This is a genomic window from Pseudomonas alloputida, assembly GCF_021283545.2.
GTDB lineage: Bacteria > Pseudomonadota > Gammaproteobacteria > Pseudomonadales > Pseudomonadaceae > Aquipseudomonas > Aquipseudomonas alloputida.
The window spans coordinates 4,682,184-4,697,766 of record NZ_CP128540.1; the positions used below are offsets into that span (position 1 = coordinate 4,682,184).

At 62.8% G+C, this 15,583-nt stretch carries 17 protein-coding genes and 1 tRNA gene; 7 read left to right on the plus strand and 11 right to left on the minus strand.

Features of this window, described 5'->3' with window-relative positions:
- Window positions 1-54 precede the first annotated feature (54 nt).
- Window positions 55-144 (minus strand) — tRNA-Ser (locus tag LU682_RS21640).
- Between the two features lie 198 nt (window positions 145-342).
- On the opposite strand from LU682_RS21640, the gene LU682_RS21645 reads away from it, so the two are divergent.
- The 3 genes from LU682_RS21645 to LU682_RS21655 all read left to right on the plus strand — a co-directional run bounded on the left by LU682_RS21645 (window position 343) and on the right by LU682_RS21655 (window position 2,906).
- The gene (locus LU682_RS21645) at window positions 343-1,032 is read left to right on the plus strand and encodes a crotonase/enoyl-CoA hydratase family protein (RefSeq protein WP_010952876.1); all 690 of its coding nucleotides are present in this window, start codon (window positions 343-345) and stop codon (window positions 1,030-1,032) included.
- Window positions 1,033-1,152: 120 nt separating this feature from the next.
- A complete protein-coding gene (locus LU682_RS21650; protein ID WP_010952875.1) occupies window positions 1,153-1,866 on the plus strand; it encodes a lysophospholipid acyltransferase family protein in 714 nt (237 codons plus the stop codon).
- 68 nt (window positions 1,867-1,934) lie between these two features.
- Window positions 1,935-2,906 (plus strand): magnesium and cobalt transport protein CorA, encoded by a 972-nt coding sequence (locus tag LU682_RS21655; RefSeq protein ID WP_010952874.1) that lies wholly within the window; start codon window positions 1,935-1,937, stop codon window positions 2,904-2,906.
- A gap of 40 nt (window positions 2,907-2,946) precedes the next feature.
- Here LU682_RS21655 and LU682_RS21660 read toward each other — a convergent pair whose 3' ends face one another.
- Entirely contained in the window at window positions 2,947-3,681 is a 735-nt protein-coding gene (locus tag LU682_RS21660) for an amidotransferase (RefSeq protein ID WP_010952873.1), read from the minus strand.
- A gap of 529 nt (window positions 3,682-4,210) precedes the next feature.
- Here LU682_RS21660 and LU682_RS21665 point away from each other — a divergent pair.
- Window positions 4,211-5,011: a cytochrome c gene (locus LU682_RS21665; RefSeq protein WP_232857589.1), complete on the plus strand. Its 801-nt coding sequence runs from the start codon at window positions 4,211-4,213 to the stop codon at window positions 5,009-5,011.
- A 100-nt stretch (window positions 5,012-5,111) separates the two neighbouring features.
- Here LU682_RS21665 and LU682_RS21670 read toward each other — a convergent pair whose 3' ends face one another.
- The 4 genes from LU682_RS21670 to LU682_RS21685 all read right to left on the minus strand — a co-directional run bounded on the left by LU682_RS21670 (window position 5,112) and on the right by LU682_RS21685 (window position 8,453).
- Window positions 5,112-5,444, minus strand: coding sequence for a ribonuclease E inhibitor RraB (locus LU682_RS21670; RefSeq protein ID WP_010952871.1), 333 nt, complete (start codon window positions 5,442-5,444; stop codon window positions 5,112-5,114).
- A 177-nt stretch (window positions 5,445-5,621) separates the two neighbouring features.
- Complete coding sequence (locus LU682_RS21675; RefSeq protein ID WP_020192211.1) at window positions 5,622-5,858, minus strand: hypothetical protein; 237 nt, start codon at window positions 5,856-5,858, stop codon at window positions 5,622-5,624.
- Between the two features lie 206 nt (window positions 5,859-6,064).
- On the minus strand, window positions 6,065-8,122 hold the full coding sequence (locus tag LU682_RS21680; protein WP_010952869.1) for an LTA synthase family protein: 2,058 nt from the start codon (window positions 8,120-8,122) through the stop codon (window positions 6,065-6,067).
- A gap of 139 nt (window positions 8,123-8,261) precedes the next feature.
- Window positions 8,262-8,453, minus strand: coding sequence for a PLDc N-terminal domain-containing protein (locus tag LU682_RS21685; RefSeq protein WP_003252818.1), 192 nt, complete (start codon window positions 8,451-8,453; stop codon window positions 8,262-8,264).
- 126 nt (window positions 8,454-8,579) lie between these two features.
- On the opposite strand from LU682_RS21685, the gene LU682_RS21690 reads away from it, so the two are divergent.
- A complete protein-coding gene (locus LU682_RS21690) occupies window positions 8,580-9,518 on the plus strand; it encodes a ZIP family metal transporter (protein ID WP_020192209.1) in 939 nt (312 codons plus the stop codon).
- Between the two features lie 123 nt (window positions 9,519-9,641).
- Here LU682_RS21690 and LU682_RS21695 read toward each other — a convergent pair whose 3' ends face one another.
- Both LU682_RS21695 and LU682_RS21700 read right to left on the minus strand, forming a co-directional pair.
- Entirely contained in the window at window positions 9,642-10,172 is a 531-nt protein-coding gene (locus tag LU682_RS21695) for a hypothetical protein (protein ID WP_010952867.1), read from the minus strand.
- A 60-nt stretch (window positions 10,173-10,232) separates the two neighbouring features.
- Window positions 10,233-10,757 (minus strand): ankyrin repeat domain-containing protein, encoded by a 525-nt coding sequence (locus LU682_RS21700; protein WP_010952866.1) that lies wholly within the window; start codon window positions 10,755-10,757, stop codon window positions 10,233-10,235.
- Window positions 10,758-11,023: 266 nt separating this feature from the next.
- On the opposite strand from LU682_RS21700, the gene LU682_RS21705 reads away from it, so the two are divergent.
- The gene (locus LU682_RS21705) at window positions 11,024-11,296 is read left to right on the plus strand and encodes a DUF3509 domain-containing protein (RefSeq protein ID WP_003252809.1); all 273 of its coding nucleotides are present in this window, start codon (window positions 11,024-11,026) and stop codon (window positions 11,294-11,296) included.
- Window positions 11,297-11,423: 127 nt separating this feature from the next.
- On the opposite strand, the gene LU682_RS21710 is transcribed toward LU682_RS21705, so the two are convergent.
- The 3 genes from LU682_RS21710 to aroC all read right to left on the minus strand — a co-directional run bounded on the left by LU682_RS21710 (window position 11,424) and on the right by aroC (window position 14,348).
- A complete protein-coding gene (locus LU682_RS21710) occupies window positions 11,424-11,960 on the minus strand; it encodes an oxidase (RefSeq protein ID WP_010952864.1) in 537 nt (178 codons plus the stop codon).
- The gene (locus tag LU682_RS21715) at window positions 11,960-13,114 is read right to left on the minus strand and encodes an MFS transporter (protein WP_010952863.1); all 1,155 of its coding nucleotides are present in this window, start codon (window positions 13,112-13,114) and stop codon (window positions 11,960-11,962) included. Before LU682_RS21715 ends, LU682_RS21710 begins: the two co-directional genes overlap by 1 nt.
- Before the next feature lie 142 nt (window positions 13,115-13,256).
- Window positions 13,257-14,348, minus strand: a complete 1,092-nt coding sequence (gene aroC / locus LU682_RS21720; protein WP_003252803.1) for a chorismate synthase — start codon at window positions 14,346-14,348, stop codon at window positions 13,257-13,259.
- A 231-nt stretch (window positions 14,349-14,579) separates the two neighbouring features.
- Here aroC and LU682_RS21725 point away from each other — a divergent pair, with 231 nt between their 5' ends.
- Window positions 14,580-15,542 carry an alpha/beta hydrolase gene (locus LU682_RS21725; RefSeq protein WP_003252801.1) on the plus strand — a complete coding sequence of 321 codons (963 nt, stop codon included), beginning with the start codon at window positions 14,580-14,582 and terminating at the stop codon, window positions 15,540-15,542.
- Window positions 15,543-15,583 lie beyond the last annotated feature (41 nt).

A 15,583-nucleotide genomic window follows, 5' to 3' on the forward strand; every position in this document is an offset into this window, starting at 1 on the left:
TGGCGCACACAAAAAGCCCCCGTACTTTTCAGCGCGGGGGCTTTTCGTAGAATGTGGCGGTGAAGAAGGGATTTGAACCCTTGATACGATTTCTCGTATACACACTTTCCAGGCGTGCTCCTTCGACCACTCGGACACTTCACCGTTTCTCTTCAAGCCTTGCGGCCTGTCGAGGTGCGCTAATTTAGTGAAAGACTTTCCCTTTGGCAAGCATTTTTTTCAATTTTTTCATGTATTTGCACTTGGGCTGCCGTGAGCACTGACCGACCAGTCAGCCTTGCTGCTTTACCTCGCCCCTGGCGCTGGGTAACGTCGTCGCCACGCCAACAAAAGGACTCTGCCATGAGCGAGCTGATTACCTACCACGCCGAAGACGGCATCGCCACCCTTACCCTGAACAACGGCAAGGTCAATGCCATCTCGCCGGACGTCATCACTGCCTTCAATGCAGCGCTGGACCGCGCGACCGAGGAGCGTGCAGTCGTGATCATCACCGGGCAACCGGGCATTCTGTCAGGCGGTTACGACCTCAAGGTGATGACCCGCGGCCCGCAAGAGGCCATCAGCCTGGTCACCGCCGGTTCCACCCTCGCCCGCCGGCTGCTGTCGCACCCGTTCCCGGTGGTGGTCGCCTGCCCCGGCAATGCCGTGGCCAAGGGCGCCTTCCTGCTGCTGTCGGCCGACTACCGCATTGGCGTCGAAGGGCCGTACAAGGTATGCCTGAACGAAGTGCAGATCGGCATGACCATGCACCACGCCGGCATTGAACTGGCCCGCGACCGCCTGCGCCGCTCGGCCTTCCACCGCTCGGTGATCAATGCCGAAGTGTTTGACCCGCAGGGTGCCGTGGATGCCGGCTTCCTCGACAAGGTGGTGCCGGCCGAGCAGTTGCAGGAAGCGGCAATGACCGCAGCGCGGGAGCTGAAGAAGCTGAACATGCTGGCGCACAAGAACACCAAGCTGAAAGTGCGCAAAGGGCTGCTGGAGGCGCTGGACAAGGCGATCGAGCTGGATCAGCAGCATATTGGCTAGCCGCACGGGCCCTTTTCGCGGGCTTGCCCGCGAAAGGGCCGTAACAGGCCTGCACCAAGGTTTGCCCCAGCCAGTGCACACCCGTACACTGCCCCGCGACCGTCTGGTGTGAGTCGTACCATGCTTTATTCATTGCGTATGTTCCTGCTGGGGCTGCATTTTCTTGCCGTTGGCGCCGTGGGCCTGCTCATTGGCCTGTGCCGCCCCTTCAACCCTGACAACAGCCGCGTTTTCGCCCGGCTCTACAGCTTGCCGGCCACCTGGCTGATGCGCATCGAGGTCAAGGCCGAAGTCGGCCCATTGTGGGACCACCCGCCCGGCTGCGTGATCGTGGCCAACCACCAGTCCAACTTCGATCTGTTCGTGCTGGGCCAAGTGGTGCCGCAGCGCACCGTCGCCATCGGCAAGAAGAGCCTGGGCTGGATCCCGCTGTTCGGCCAACTGTTCTGGCTGGGCGGCAACGTGCTGGTCGACCGCAAGAATGCCTATCAGGCGCGCAGGGCCTTACAGAAGACCACCCGGGTTCTGCAGGACGACACCTCGATCTGGATTTTCCCCGAAGGCACCCGCAATCCCGGCGAGCATCTGCTGGCGTTCAAGAAAGGCGCATTTCACATGGCCATCGAGGCCGGTGTGCCGATCGTGCCGGTCTGCGTCAGCCGCTATGCCAGGCGCCTGAGCCTGAACAGCTGGCGCCAGCGCACGGTGATTGTGCGCTCGCTGCCGCCCATTGCCACGACGGGCATGACGCTGCAGGACCTGCCAGCGCTGATCGAGCAATGCCGTGGGCAAATGCAGCAGTGCATTGACCGCATGGAAAAAGAACTGGCCTGATCCGGGGTTGCTCTGGAGCCGGGTACAGCCCAAGCTGTATCCGTGTTCAATCGAATAAGCGGACAACCATGGGTCGAGTCGTGGCATCGGCGGTGTACAGCGCCGGCAGAAAGGTCACCAACATCAGCATCGACGAAGGCAGCGAGTGGGCGCGCAAGCCGGGGCATTTCGTGTGGATCGGCCTGGAAGAGCCCAATGCCGAGGAGCTGGCCAACCTGCAGTCGCAGTTCAACCTGCACGAACTGGCCATCGAAGATGCCCTGGAAAAACACAGCCGGCCCAAGCTGGAAACCTTCGGTGACGCGTTGTTCATCGTCACCTATTCGCCAGTGCGCCACGAAGGCAAGCTGGAATTCATCGAAACCCATATCTTCGCGGGCAACGGCTACATCATCACCTGCCGCAACGGCCACTCCAAATCCTACGCCATGGTCCGCCAGCGCTGCGAGGCTCGGCCGCTGCTGCTGGAACATGGCGAAGACTTCGTGCTGTACGCCCTGCTCGACTTCGTCACCGAGAACTACCAGCCGGTCAGCGAGGCCATTCATGGCGAGATCGAAGCGCTGGAGGAAAGCGTACTGGGCGGCTCGCTGCGGGAAGACGACATCCGCCGCCTGCACAGCCTGCGCCGTGACATCCTGCGCCTGCGCCGCTACGTGGCCCCCCTGGTTGAAGTGAGCGAAGAACTGCAGCGCCTGAGCTTCCCGTTCATCGACAAGAACATGCGCCCGTACTTTCGTGATGTGCAAATTCACGTGACACGGCAGATGGAAGACTTGGCCGGCATCCGCGACATTGCCAGCCAGACGATCGAGATCGGCATGCTGCTGGAGTCGTCACGGCAAAGCATCGTGCAGCGCAAATTCGCGGCCTGGGCGGCGATTCTGGCATTCCCTACGGCGATTGCCGGGGTTTACGGCATGAACTTCCAGAACATGCCGGAGCTGAGCTGGCACTACGGTTACTTCGCGGTACTGGGGGTGATTGCGACGGGGTGTGCCGGGTTGTATGCCAGCTTCAAGAAATCGGGTTGGCTTTGATGGCCCCTTCGCGGGCGCGCCCGCGAAGGGTTGCCACCGATTACGCGGCGCTGTCGCCGGCCTTTGACGGCTGCTGGATAAAGCGCAACATCCACTCCCCTACCAAATCACCCTGGTGCTCGGTGGCCAGGCTGGCGACGGCCTTGTGGTACACCTCGTCACCCAGGTATTCCTGGCGCGCGTCGAGCAGTGCGCGGGAGTAGTCATGCACGAATTCCGGGTGGCCCTGGAAGCACAGCACCTGGTCGCGAATGTGGTACGCCGCATTCGGGCAGAAATCGCTGGAGGCAATCACCGTAGCGCCTTCAGGCAGTTCGGTCACCTGGTCCTGGTGACTGATCAGCAAGGTCAGCTCCGACACCTCCGGGTCCATCCAGGGCGCATGCGCCGCCAACGAGTAGCGATGAATACCCACGCCCCAGCCTTGCTCAGCCCGCTCGGCCTTGCCACCCAGGGTCAAGGCCAGCAACTGGTGGCCAAAACACACGCCCAGCAGCTTTTCACCGCGCTCGTACAACTTGAGCAGGTAGGCCTTTAGCGTCTGGATCCACGGGTCGGTACCGAACGAATCGGCCTTGCTGCCCGTCACAAGGTAGGCATCGAACTTTTCACTGTCGGCGGGATAGTCGCCGTGCATCACGTTGTACACACAAAATTCGGCGGCAATCGGCTGACGCGAGAAGAGCTGCTCGAACATCCTGCCGTAGCCCTGATATTGCGCCGTCAACTCCGGTCGCAGGACATCGGTTTCAAGGATGCAGATGCGTAACGACATAGGGGTAGTCCTGAACGACATGGGTGGGAATCTGCTGTAGAGACTGCCGCGAAAGGCACGTACAAGCAAGTAGGCTGCACTGACGAACGGTCACATTTCGTCGGCGCGTGCCGGGTAGTTGCGCCACTGTCTAGATAGAGCGTGCCAGCTAGATAGCACTTGGCCTCATAGCCAGAGGAATGGTTTTAGTGCACGGTTAGAACAAAGGGTTCTCAAATATGGATAACGCACACCCTACTGTTGAAGGTATATCCACTTTCAAGAGGCAAGCAGTCCGGCGCCATGCAATGCCGCTGCGATCGACCCGAAGCGCGACGACAAGGAAGCCAACGGGTATTCAGGAATAACAACAAGAAGGCGGTCCGCCATGTTCAGACAATCGAAAATTCGCCAAGCTGGGCTCATTTTATTCGCCACCACGTTGCTATTGATCTTGCCGAACCTGACACGTTTGTTTGGCTGACGGCAGCGGTGGCGCCAACGGGCAACGCACAGGTAACCTGCTGGCCTTGATGGTCGGAGATTGCCTATGCGCCACTGCCTTGCCCTGCTAGCGTTGCTCCTGAGCCTGCCATTGTCGGCGGCGCAACTGCACCTTGAACTGGGCGCGACAACGCGCCAGTGGAGCAGCGCCGAACTGCTTGGCCACCCTGAGGCCCAGGACATCAGTATCGAGCAGGACGTATCCTACAAACGCCCCATGCACTATCGGGCAGTGCCGCTGGCCACGCTGCTGGAAGGTGTGAGCGCCCGCGATCACCTGCAGGCCGTGGCGCTGGATGGCTTTGCCGCCGAAATGCCCGCTGCGGCATTGCTGCAGCCAGGGCCAGCACGGGCCTGGTTGGCCGTGGAAGACCCAGGCAAGCCGTGGCCGCCACTGGGTCAAGGCAAGCCAAGTGCCGGGCCGTTCTACCTGGTGTGGACTGCGCCGCAGGCCAGCGGCATCCGCCCTGAACAGTGGCCATTCCAGATTGCCACCCTTCGCAAGCTGGCCCCGGTGGACCAGCGGTTTCCTGCGCTGCTGCCCGACCCGAAGCTGCCGGCCGACAGCCCGGTGCGCCAGGGCTTTGCCCTGTTCCAGCAGAATTGCCTGGTGTGCCACCGGTTGAACGGTGCGGGGGATGGGCAGGTGGGGCCGGACTTGAATGTGCCGTATAACCCGACCGAGTATTTTCAGCCGGTTTATTTACGCAAGTTGATACCCGGCCCGCAAAGCCTGCGGCGGTGGCCGCAGGCGAAGATGCCGGGGTTTGCCGAAAGTGTGTTGAGTGAACAGGAACTGGATGCGCTGTTGGCCTATTTGGGGCACATGGCAACGCGCAAGCCTTGAGGGCCTATTCGCGGGTGAACCCGCTCCTACAACGGCAGGTGGTGTCCATCCATCAATGTGTAGGCGCGGGTTAACCCGCGAACGGGCCAACACAAAACTGTCAGGCCGTGAGCCGCTCTTGCTTGACGCCCCACCCTTCCACCTCACCCCCATACGGTGTCACCAACTGCTCGAAGGCCTCTTCAAAGTCGCCAATCCCGCCATGGGTGGCGTACATGACCTTGCTCAGTTCCAGGTGCCAGGCCCCGTCGCCCAGCTCCTTCACCTGGGCATTGAGCGATTCCCCGCGAAACTGCCCGGCTGCACGACGGGCCCCTGCTTCGTCCGGGAATACGGCATAGAACTCGATGGGGTGGATCTGGGTGAAGTCGAAACCGCCTGCCTTCATCTGGCGCAGGACGTTGCTGCTGATATCGTCGTTCTGGCTGCTCATGAATCGTCCTCCTGAATAAAGCAATGGATAGACTTTCCGTGCACTACGCACCTGCCGGCAACGGCCGGGCAGTTCGAGCTGATGCAAGACGCGAATTATTGAGGCGGCGCCAACCCACAGAACAGGTAGGCCCTCCACCAGCGTAGCGCCTGCCAGGGCACCACGCAAACGTGTGGTTCAGGGTACTTCGTGAATGCTGGTGATGGTCACACCACTATGCTCTTTGAGCCAGCGTGCGGTCGGGGAGATGATACGGTCCTGGAAGTCGTTGAGGTCCAGCTCGTCCATCACCGGAAACAGGTGTGAGCGGATGGCCCGCGCAGCGTCTTCCTCGCTGGGGCAATGCTCGGCATGCAACAGCAATGCGGACGGTTCGCCCTTCTGGTCGGCAAAAATGACTTCCCACTCTTTCATTGAACGGACCCTCTCAGTCAACGAACACCAGGTGTGTGATGCCTGAATAACTGACCTTGGGGCGGGGATAATGTTCAGTCCGGGAAAATTGTGCGGGGCCCATTCGCGGGCTTGCCCGCTCGCACAGGACCTGCACAAGGTCCGAACCCTGTGCAATGCCTGTGGGAGCGGGCAAGCCCGCGAATGGGCCGCAACGCGGCCCCGGTTTACTTCGGTGTGCCGTGCACCACGCCGGCGGTGTTATCCAGCAGGCTCTTGGTCGCGGTCTGGATATACGCTTCCAGCTTCTTGAGCATTTCCGGCTGGTCCGGGCTTTCGATCAGTTCGGCCTTGAACTCGCTGCCCAACTGGTAGCGGTACATCCGCGGGCTCATGTCCTTGGACTCGATCAGGATACGGTCACCCTGCACCAGCCCGACAATCTGCTCGCTGCCCGACGGCTTGATCATGCCTACGCCCTGGTCACCCTCGGGCAGGTTGAGCAGGTCGCGCCCCCAGCACTGGTGGCGAGCCTTGCCACCCAGGCGGCCCATGATGGTCGGCACGATGTCGACCTGGGTACCCACGGTGTGATTCACCGCACCGAACTTCTCCTGAATGCCCGGGGCAATCAGCAGCAGCGGCACGTTGAAGCGGCCCAGGTCCAGCTCGGTAACCTGCTGGTGGTTGCCAAAGCCATGGTCACCGACGATGACGAACAGGGTGTCCTTGAAGTAAGGCTCCTTACGCGCCTTCTCGAAGAACTGGCCCAGCGCCCAGTCCGAATAACGCATGGCGGTCAGGTGCTCGTCCAGACGGCCCTGGCCGGTAACCTTCTCTACCGGCAGGTCCTTCGGCAGGGCATACGGCGTGTGGTTGGACAGCGTCTGCAGCAGCGCGTAGATCGGCTTCTTGCCATCATGCTTGGCCAGCTCTTCGTTGCCGCGGTCGAACATGTCCTGGTCGGACACACCCCAGGTCGGGTCGGAGAACACCGGGTTGACGAAGTCATTACGGCCGATGAAGGTGGTCATCCCCTGGTTGCCGAAGAACCCGGACTGGTTGTCCCAGGCAAAGTCGCCGTTGTAGACGTACACATCGTCGTAGTCACGGGCGCTGAGCAGGGCCGGCAGGCCCGACAGCTTATGGCCGCCTTCCGGGGTCTGCATCAGGTATTCGAAACCTGGCAGGTTGGGGAAGCAGGCCATGGTGGCGAACATGCCCTGGTGGGTATGGGTGCCGTTGGAGAAGAAGCGGTCGAACAGCAGGCCTTCTTTGGCCAGCTTGTCAAAGTACGGGGTGATGTTGTTGGGGCTGCCAAGCGCGCCAACCGAATGGCCGGCGAAGCTTTCCATCAGGATCACCACCACGTTCTTGATCGGCAGGGTACGGTCAGCCGGCGGCACAAAGTCGCGGCGGATAGCGGCTTCGTCGGCGTCGACCAGGGTGTCGTGGGCGGTCAGCAGTTGCTCACGCACACTTTGCGTGGCCACGTCCTGCTGCAGGACTGGCTTCCAGATGTTGGCACGGTCCTCGCCAAAGCGGCTCTTGGCGGCGTCGATCAGGGTCAGGGTGCCGTTCAGGCCCAGCTGGTTGACGAAGTTGGAGTCCGTGGTAAAGGCATCACCCCAGCGCATCGGCGGGCCCTGGCGCAGGGTGCCACGGGCAGCGACCACGGCCACCAGCAGGATCACCATGAATACCGCCAGGCGCTTGTACCACGGGGCAACGCGGTACAGGCCTTCGGCACGGGTGACGCGATCGATACCTTTGAACAGCAGGCTCAGCAGCCAGGTACCGAAGGCCCAGGCCAGCAGGTAGCGAACCACCGGGAAACCGTACCAGAGCATGCTCATGACGGTTTTCGGGTCTTCCTTGATGTACTGGAACACCAGGCCGTTGAGGCGCTGGTGGAACTCGCGGTAGAAGTCCATTTCCATCAGGCCGAGGAACATCACCACGCTCGAAGCGAGGGTCAGCCAGAAACGGAACACGCCACGCCGGGCCATGGCCCAGGGGCTGAGCATGGCCAGCAGCAGGGGGATGCTGATGTACACCACCACCCGCAGGTCGAAGCGCAAGCCGTTGAGGAAGCCTTCGGCGACCGTCGAATAAGGGGTATCGCCGACCATGTCGTTGTTGTAAGCCAGCAGCGCCAGGCGCACCAGGCTGAGCATCAGCATGATCACCAGGCCGCTGAGCAGCGTGTAGGCCAGGTGGGATTTCAGGGTCGGCGAAAATGACGTTCGCGCGCCCTGTTGCTTCAAGGCGTCGGAGGTAGCCATGAATGGGAAGGTCCTAGGATTGCGGTTTGCGAAGAGGCGATGGCGCGAGGCCAACGCAGCATTATGCGGGTGCGGATTCTGTTTAAACCAATGTGAAAATTTTGTCACGGCCCTATTACTGGCTATGTCAGTACCGCGCCTAGAGCCGCACATTCCCCCGCGGCCCGGCAATCGCCCAGATCACCAGCCCCACCACCGGCAGCAAGGCGATCAACAAGATCCACAACACCTTGATGCCCACCTCGCTGCCACTCTTGATCACGTTGAGAATGGCCCAGATATCCAGCGCCAGAATGATCAGCCCGACCAGGCTGTTGAAGGTAGATCCCATGTCTGATTTCCTGTCCAGAGGCTTTGCTGCACAGCATAGTCAGCTATCGCGCCAATAGAAGGGAATCCTTGGCGGATGTCGCAGGTCCCTCGGTAGACTGACTGCATTCACTGATTCGAGGTTCGCATGCCACCCACCCATAGCCAAAGCGCCGCCCCACCTTCACTGCTGCAGGCCTGGCGCCAACAGGCCATCGATACCCCCTGGCTCAGTGCCGGCCTGGGGCTGAGCCTGCTGGCGGTGTGCGTACTGCTGGCCGCCAGCCTCTGGAACGCGGTGAACGGCGACCATGCCGACAACCTGCACCTGGCCATGCTGGGCGGGTTGTCGGGCTTTGGCGCCACCGCACTGGGCGCCGTGCTGGCGGTGGTGCTGCGCGATGTCAACGCGCGCACCCAGGATGTGATGCTGGGCTTTGCTGCCGGCATGATGCTGGCCGCCAGCTCGTTTTCGCTGATTCTGCCAGGCCTGGAGGCTGCCCGCGAGATCACGGGCAATGGCCCGGCCGCCGCGTTTACCGTGGTGCTGGGCATGGGCCTGGGTGTGCTGCTGATGCTGGGCCTGGACCGCTTCACCCCGCATGAACACGAAAGCACCGGCCCGTGCGGGCCCGAAGCCGAGCGCATCAGCCGGGTGTGGCTGTTTGTGCTGGCGATCACCCTGCACAACCTGCCTGAAGGCATGGCGATTGGCGTGAGCTTTGCCAATGGCGACATGAACATCGGCCTGCCGCTGACCAGTGCCATCGCCATCCAGGACATCCCCGAGGGGCTGGCCGTGGCACTGGCCTTGCGCGCCACCGGGCTTTCTAACCTGAAGGCCGCGTTGGTGGCGATAGGGTCGGGCCTGATGGAGCCGCTAGGGGCGGTGATCGGGCTGGGGATTTCTACCGGCTTTGCCCTCGCCTACCCGATCAGCATGGGGCTGGCGGCAGGGGCGATGATCTTTGTGGTCAGCCACGAGGTGATCCCCGAAACCCACCGCAACGGGCACCAGACAGCGGCGACCCTGGGGTTGATGGGCGGGTTTGCGGTGATGATGTTTCTCGACACTGCGCTGGGCTGAAGATTGATGTTTCGTGAGCCGGCCTCTTCGCGGGCTCGCCCGCTCCCACAGGGTTATCACAGGGCCTGATGCGCTGGAGTACCTGAGGGAGCGGGCATGCCCGCGAACAAGCAATCACTGGTATCAGATGTGGACGGCGACTTTCAAAGCCTCCAGCGCCGGCTCGACCTTGATGCCCAGCTCTGCTCCCAACTCCATTACCCGCGCCAGGTCCTGCTGCCCCACCATGACCATCTGCAGCTCGTCATCGAGCAACTGGCTGAAGTTGAGCAGCACATAACCACCCGCCTCCTTGTTCAGCGCGCCCATCTGCACCTGGATACGGTTGAGCGCTGTCAGTGGCTCGGTACGGGCCAGTTGCTTGGGCTTGAGGGTAAACGGCACGCTGTTGTCGAACGAATCACTGATCTGCTGAAACAGCTCCTGATAGCTGTCGGCCTGGAACACCACGGTATCCGGCAGGCTGCCCAGCACCACCCATTCGCCCAAGGGAATCGGGAAAGTGTCGTCGTAGTTGATGTCGGGGTTGGCGGCCAGGAAGGCGGCAGGGTCGGCGTAGGCCTGGGCGGCCTCGTCGGCGATACGCTCGATGTCTGCCTCACGCATGCAGCCGGCGCCAATGAGGCTGATGAATTCGAGCAACTGAGTTTTCATGAAAGGGGGCCTGCGACGGGTGAAAAGTCGCCAAGGATAGCCGCAAATGCCCCCTGGCGGTTAGCCGGCCAGCGCTTGCAGGCGCGCGGCAGTGTCTGCTGCGCCCATGGTTTGCGCCGCCATCAGGGCAGTGATGCCGCGGGCATCCTGGTGCGCCGGGTTGGCCCCTTGTGCCAGCAGGTAGTCGAGAATTTCGCTGCGGTTGAACATGGCCGCCAACATCAGCGCGGTGCGACCGTCCTGCGCGGCGGCATCCACCGGCACGCCATGCTCCACCAGCAGGCGAATCATCGCCAGGTCCCCTTTGAATGCGGCACCGGCAATCGGCAGCTGGCCGTTGTCGTTGGCAATCAGCGGGTCGGCACCTTGCGCCAGCAGCAAGCGCACCGCCTCGTGGTGACCGTGGTAGCTGGCCAGCATCAGCAGGGTATCGCCCTTGTGGTTACGCAGGTTGGCCGGCAGGCCGCTGGCAAGCAGGCGCCCGAGCATGTCGGCGTCGCCCTGGCGGGCACGTTCGAACACCTGCTCGGCGAACGCAGCGGTTTCGTCATCGGTCATGGTGGCGGGTGCGGCTTGGCTGGACATAGGGAACCTCCTGGCATAATTGATGGCCCAAGTGTTCGTCAGGCATGCCATTGCGGTCAAAGGTTCAGATTCTATGAAGCCGATAGGCAAACCCTGACCCGTGCAAAATGCACTGTGCAAAATGCACGACCGTGCAGCCTGCACGATGCCGCTTCTGGAAATTCCCCGTAACCGCCTGTATTTACTGGGTTTTTCGCCAGCCAGGATTCTGGCACGGTCACTGCAACCATCAACTCATGTCTGCCACACAACAGCCAGGAGTTGATATGGACCTCATCCAGCAAAAGTTCGCATCGGTATTTTCGGCCTATCAGGTGAATACCAAAGCCCGCCCCGATGGCGGTGTACTGCTTACCCTGCGCGCAGCGGATGGCAAGGTTACCCGCCGGGTGCTGACCTACGGGCAATTGCACAGTGCCGAACAGCTGTCCTGGGCGATCAGTGCCATCCGTCGTGACCTGGCCGAAGAGGCCAGTGAATTGCCGGTCATCTCGATGCTGCAGAGCCAGCAGCGGTTTGCCTTGCCGACCTACCGCTGAGGGGTGTATTGCCTGAACTGGCCTCTTCGCGGGTGAACCCGCTCCTACGACCGACGGTTGCGCCGCCCTTAGGCATCGCGCAGTCAATGTAGGAGCGGGTTCACCCGCGAAGCGGCCGGCAATGCGATTACAGCTCGTCGATACCAAGAAATGCCCGCGCAGTCACATCGCCCGTAAACCGCGCCTGCATGCCCTGCTCGCTGCCATACAAGCGCAACGCCAGGCAAAACGGTGTATCACCCAACTCAACCCAGCGCCGCGTCCCGGCCGGCACCAGCAGCTGGTCACCCTTCTCGCACAGCACCGAATACACCCAGTCCCCCAGCCGCAGGCCAACCTGCGCCCGCCCGCTGACCACGGCAAACAGCTCGTCGGCATCATGCACATGTTCATCACGCACATCGACCTGTGCCGGGTCTTCTCCGTCGCGGTTGAGCAGCGCGAGGGCCTTGCTGCCATGCGCCGTCATCAACTCATCCAGATACACGCGGCAAACCTCCAGCACCTCGTCCTGGGCCGTGCCCGGGCGCACCCGCAGGCCAGGTTCGGCATGCACAAAGCGCACGCCCTGCTCGGCCAACGTAGCGGCGATGTCGTCGTGGTGAGTCAGCACCTTGTTCGGCAGTGCCGGGCTGGCGGGGTGGAAAACGCTGAGAATGCTCATCAGGGGCGGGTCCTGGTCGGTTGCGAACAAAGGGCAATGATAACGGCTGCGACCAAGGCTGCGGCACTGGCCATACCAAAGGTGAAGGTGGGGCCCAGCAGCTTCCAGCTGTAGCCTGAGTACAGCGCCCCCAGCGCACCGCCGGTCCCCGACAGCGCTGCGTAAAGCGCCTGGCCCTGGCCCTGCTGGCGGGCGCCGAAGCTGGCCTGGACGAAGGCGATGCTGGCGGCATGGAAGCAGCCGAAGGTGGCCGCGTGCAGCAGCTGGGCGAAGATCAGTACTGCCGACTCCTGGGCCAGGTTACCCAGCAGCAGCCAGCGCAATGCCGCCAGCAGGAAGCTGACCAACAACACGCGCTGCACGCTGAAACGGGCGAACAGGCGGCTCATGACCATGAACATCAGCACCTCGGCCACCACCCCAAGCGCCCATAGAAGGCCGATGGCACCGCGCGTGTAGCCCAAGTGCTCCAGGTGCAGGGTAAGGAAGGTGTAGTACGGCCCGTGGCTGAGCTGCATCAAGGCCACGCACACGTAGAACGCGATCACCCCCGGGGCACGCAACTGCTGCAGGAAGCCCCCCGTGCCGCTGCGCCCGCCCTGCTCCACCGGCTGGGCATTGGGCACCCACAGGCTGGCGGCGACGATGCCGGCCATGATCGTGACCAGCGCCACCGGGTAGATGTCCAGGCTCAACCATTCGAACAAGCGGCCCAGGCCAACCACGGTGAGGATGAAACCGATCGAACCCCACAGACGTACCTGGCTGTAGCGCGACGTCTGCCCGTGCAGGTGGGCCAGGGTGATGACCTCGAACTGCGGCAGCACCGCATGCCAGAAGAACGCGTGCAGGGCCATCACCAGCGCCAGCCAGGCGTAGCTTTTGCCGAAGAAGATCAGGGCGAAGGTGGCCAGGGTGCACAGCGCGCCAAGGCGGACGATCAACAGGCGCTGGCCCGTGCGATCGCCCAGCCAGCCCCACAGGTTGGGGGCCACGCAGCGCATCAGCATGGGGATGGCCACCAGCTCACCGATGCGCGCCGGGGAAAAGCCCAGGTGGTCGAAGTACAGCGCCAGGAACGGTGCGGTGGAGCCCAGCAGGGCGAAATAGAACAGGTAGAAGCTGGACAGGCGCCAGTAGGGGATGGGTTGCATGGGGTGGCCTTGTGGGGACCTGGGCCGGCCTCTTCGCGGGTGAACCCGCTCCTACGCGGATTTCACCCTGTCACTGCACCTGAGGGCAGTGATATCCCAATGTAGGAGCGGGTTTACCCGCGAAGAGGCCGTTGCAGTTGGATCAGCGCTGGCCCAGCACCGGGGTATTCACTTGCACATCGGCATTCTGCGCACGGTGGCGCAGCAGGTGGTCCATCAACGCAATGGCCATCATCGCCTCGGCAATCGGCGTGGCACGGATGCCCACGCACGGGTCGTGGCGGCCTTTGGTGATGACGTCCACCGGGTTGCCATCGACATCGATCGAGCGGCCCGGGGTGGTGATGCTGGAAGTGGGCTTCAGTGCCAGGTGGGCAACGATCGGCTGGCCCGACGAAATACCGCCCAGAATGCCGCCCGCGTTGTTGCTGAGGAAGCCTTCCGGGGTCAGTTCGTCCCGGTGCTCGGTGCCGCGCTGGGCCACACTGGCGAAACCGGCGCCGATTTCCACGCCCTTGACCGCGTTGATGCTCATCAGCGCATGGGCCAGCTCTGCATCCAGGCGGTCGAAGATCGGCTCGCCCAGCCCGGGCATCACGCCTTCTGCGACCACGGTGATCTTGGCGCCCACCGAATCCTGGTCTCGGCGCAGCTGGTCCATGTAGGCCTCCAGCTCAGGTACTTTGTCCGGATCAGGGCTGAAGAAGGCGTTCTGCTCCACCGACTCCCAGGTCTTGAACGGGATTTCGATCGGGCCCAGCTGGCTCATGTAGCCACGCACGGTGATGCCCTGGGTGGCCAGGAACTTCTTGGCGATAGCGCCAGCGGCCACGCGCATGGCGGTTTCACGGGCCGAGCTGCGGCCACCACCGCGGTAGTCGCGGATACCGTACTTGTGGTGGTAGGTGTAGTCGGCGTGGGCCGGGCGGAACAGGTCCTTGATGGCCGAGTAGTCCTTGGACTTCTGATCGGTATTGCGGATCAGCAGGCCGATCGAGCAGCCGGTGGTGCGGCCTTCGAACACGCCGGAAAGGATTTCCACCTCGTCGGCTTCCTGGCGCTGGGTGGTGTGCCGGCTGGTGCCGGGCTTGCGCCGGTCAAGGTCGTGCTGCAGGTCGGCGAGGGAAATTTCCAGGCCCGGTGGGCATCCATCGACAATGGCGACCAACGCCGGGCCATGGCTCTCGCCAGCGGTGGTGACAGTGAACAGCTTGCCGTAGGTATTGCCGGACATGGACGCTCCGCGAGTTCTGCCTGAAATGGACGAAAGCAGCAGTATACAGATGGTTGGGTGGCCTGTGCTGGCCTCTTCGCGGGTAAACCCGCTCCTACACGGTCACCACCAGGTTCCAATGGTGTGCAGCCCCCGTAGGAGCGGGTTCACCCGCGAAAGGGCCAGACCTGCCCTGCATAGAACCTTCCCGCAAACATTGGGTCAAACCCACATCTCCCCATGTAGTACCGCATGATGTCGCGCCTTGTCGCCTTGCTCTTCCTGCTGTGCACTGGCCTGGCCCAGGCCGCCGCCCCCACTGTACTGCAACGCCCGATCGACCTGGACACCGGCCAGGGCGTGCTGCACGGCAGCCTGCTGCTGCCGCAACAGGCCACCCCGCCGCCAGTGGTGCTGATCATCGCCGGCTCCGGCCCCACCGACCGCGACGGTAACAACCCGGCGTCGGGCCGGGTCGACAACCTGAAGCGTCTGGCCCTGCTGCTGGCCAACGAACACATTGCCAGCGTGCGTTACGACAAACGCGGGGTGGCCGCCAGCCAGCCGGCCACGCCTGACGAGCGTGACCTCAGCGTGGAGCGCTATGTGGCCGATGTGGTCGCCTGGAGCCGCAAGCTCAAAGCCGACCCGCGCTTCGGCCCGCTGATCCTGATTGGCCACAGCGAAGGCGCACTGATTGCCAGCCTGGCCGCCGAGCAGGCTGGCGCCAGCGCAGTCATCACCCTGGCCGGCAGCGGCCGGCCGCTGGCCGAGGTGCTGCACGAACAACTGGCCCAGCGCCTGCCGCCCGCGCAACTGGCCGGTGGCAGTGCCCTGCTCGACCGCCTGCAGGCCGGGCAGACCAGCCTGGATGTGCCAGCGCCGCTGCGCCAGGTGTTTCGCCCCAGCGTGCAGCCGTACCTGATTTCGCTGTTCCAGCAAAACCCGGCAGCCGCCTTTGCCCGCCTGCCCATGCCCGCGCTGATCGTGCAGGGGCGCAACGACGTGCAGGTGGACGTGGCCGACGCCCAACGGCTGAAAGCGGCCAAGCCAGATGCACAACTGGTCCTGATCGATGGCATGAACCACATGCTGCGCATCAGCCCCAAGGGCATGAGCCAGCAGCGCGACAGCTACCTCAACCCCGAGCTGCCGCTGGCGCGTGAGCTGGGCGAGCGAATTGTGACGTTCATCCAGCATTTGCCTTCGGCGTAAGTCAAACAGGCTCAGGTCTCAGCCATGCCTGCCGATACAGC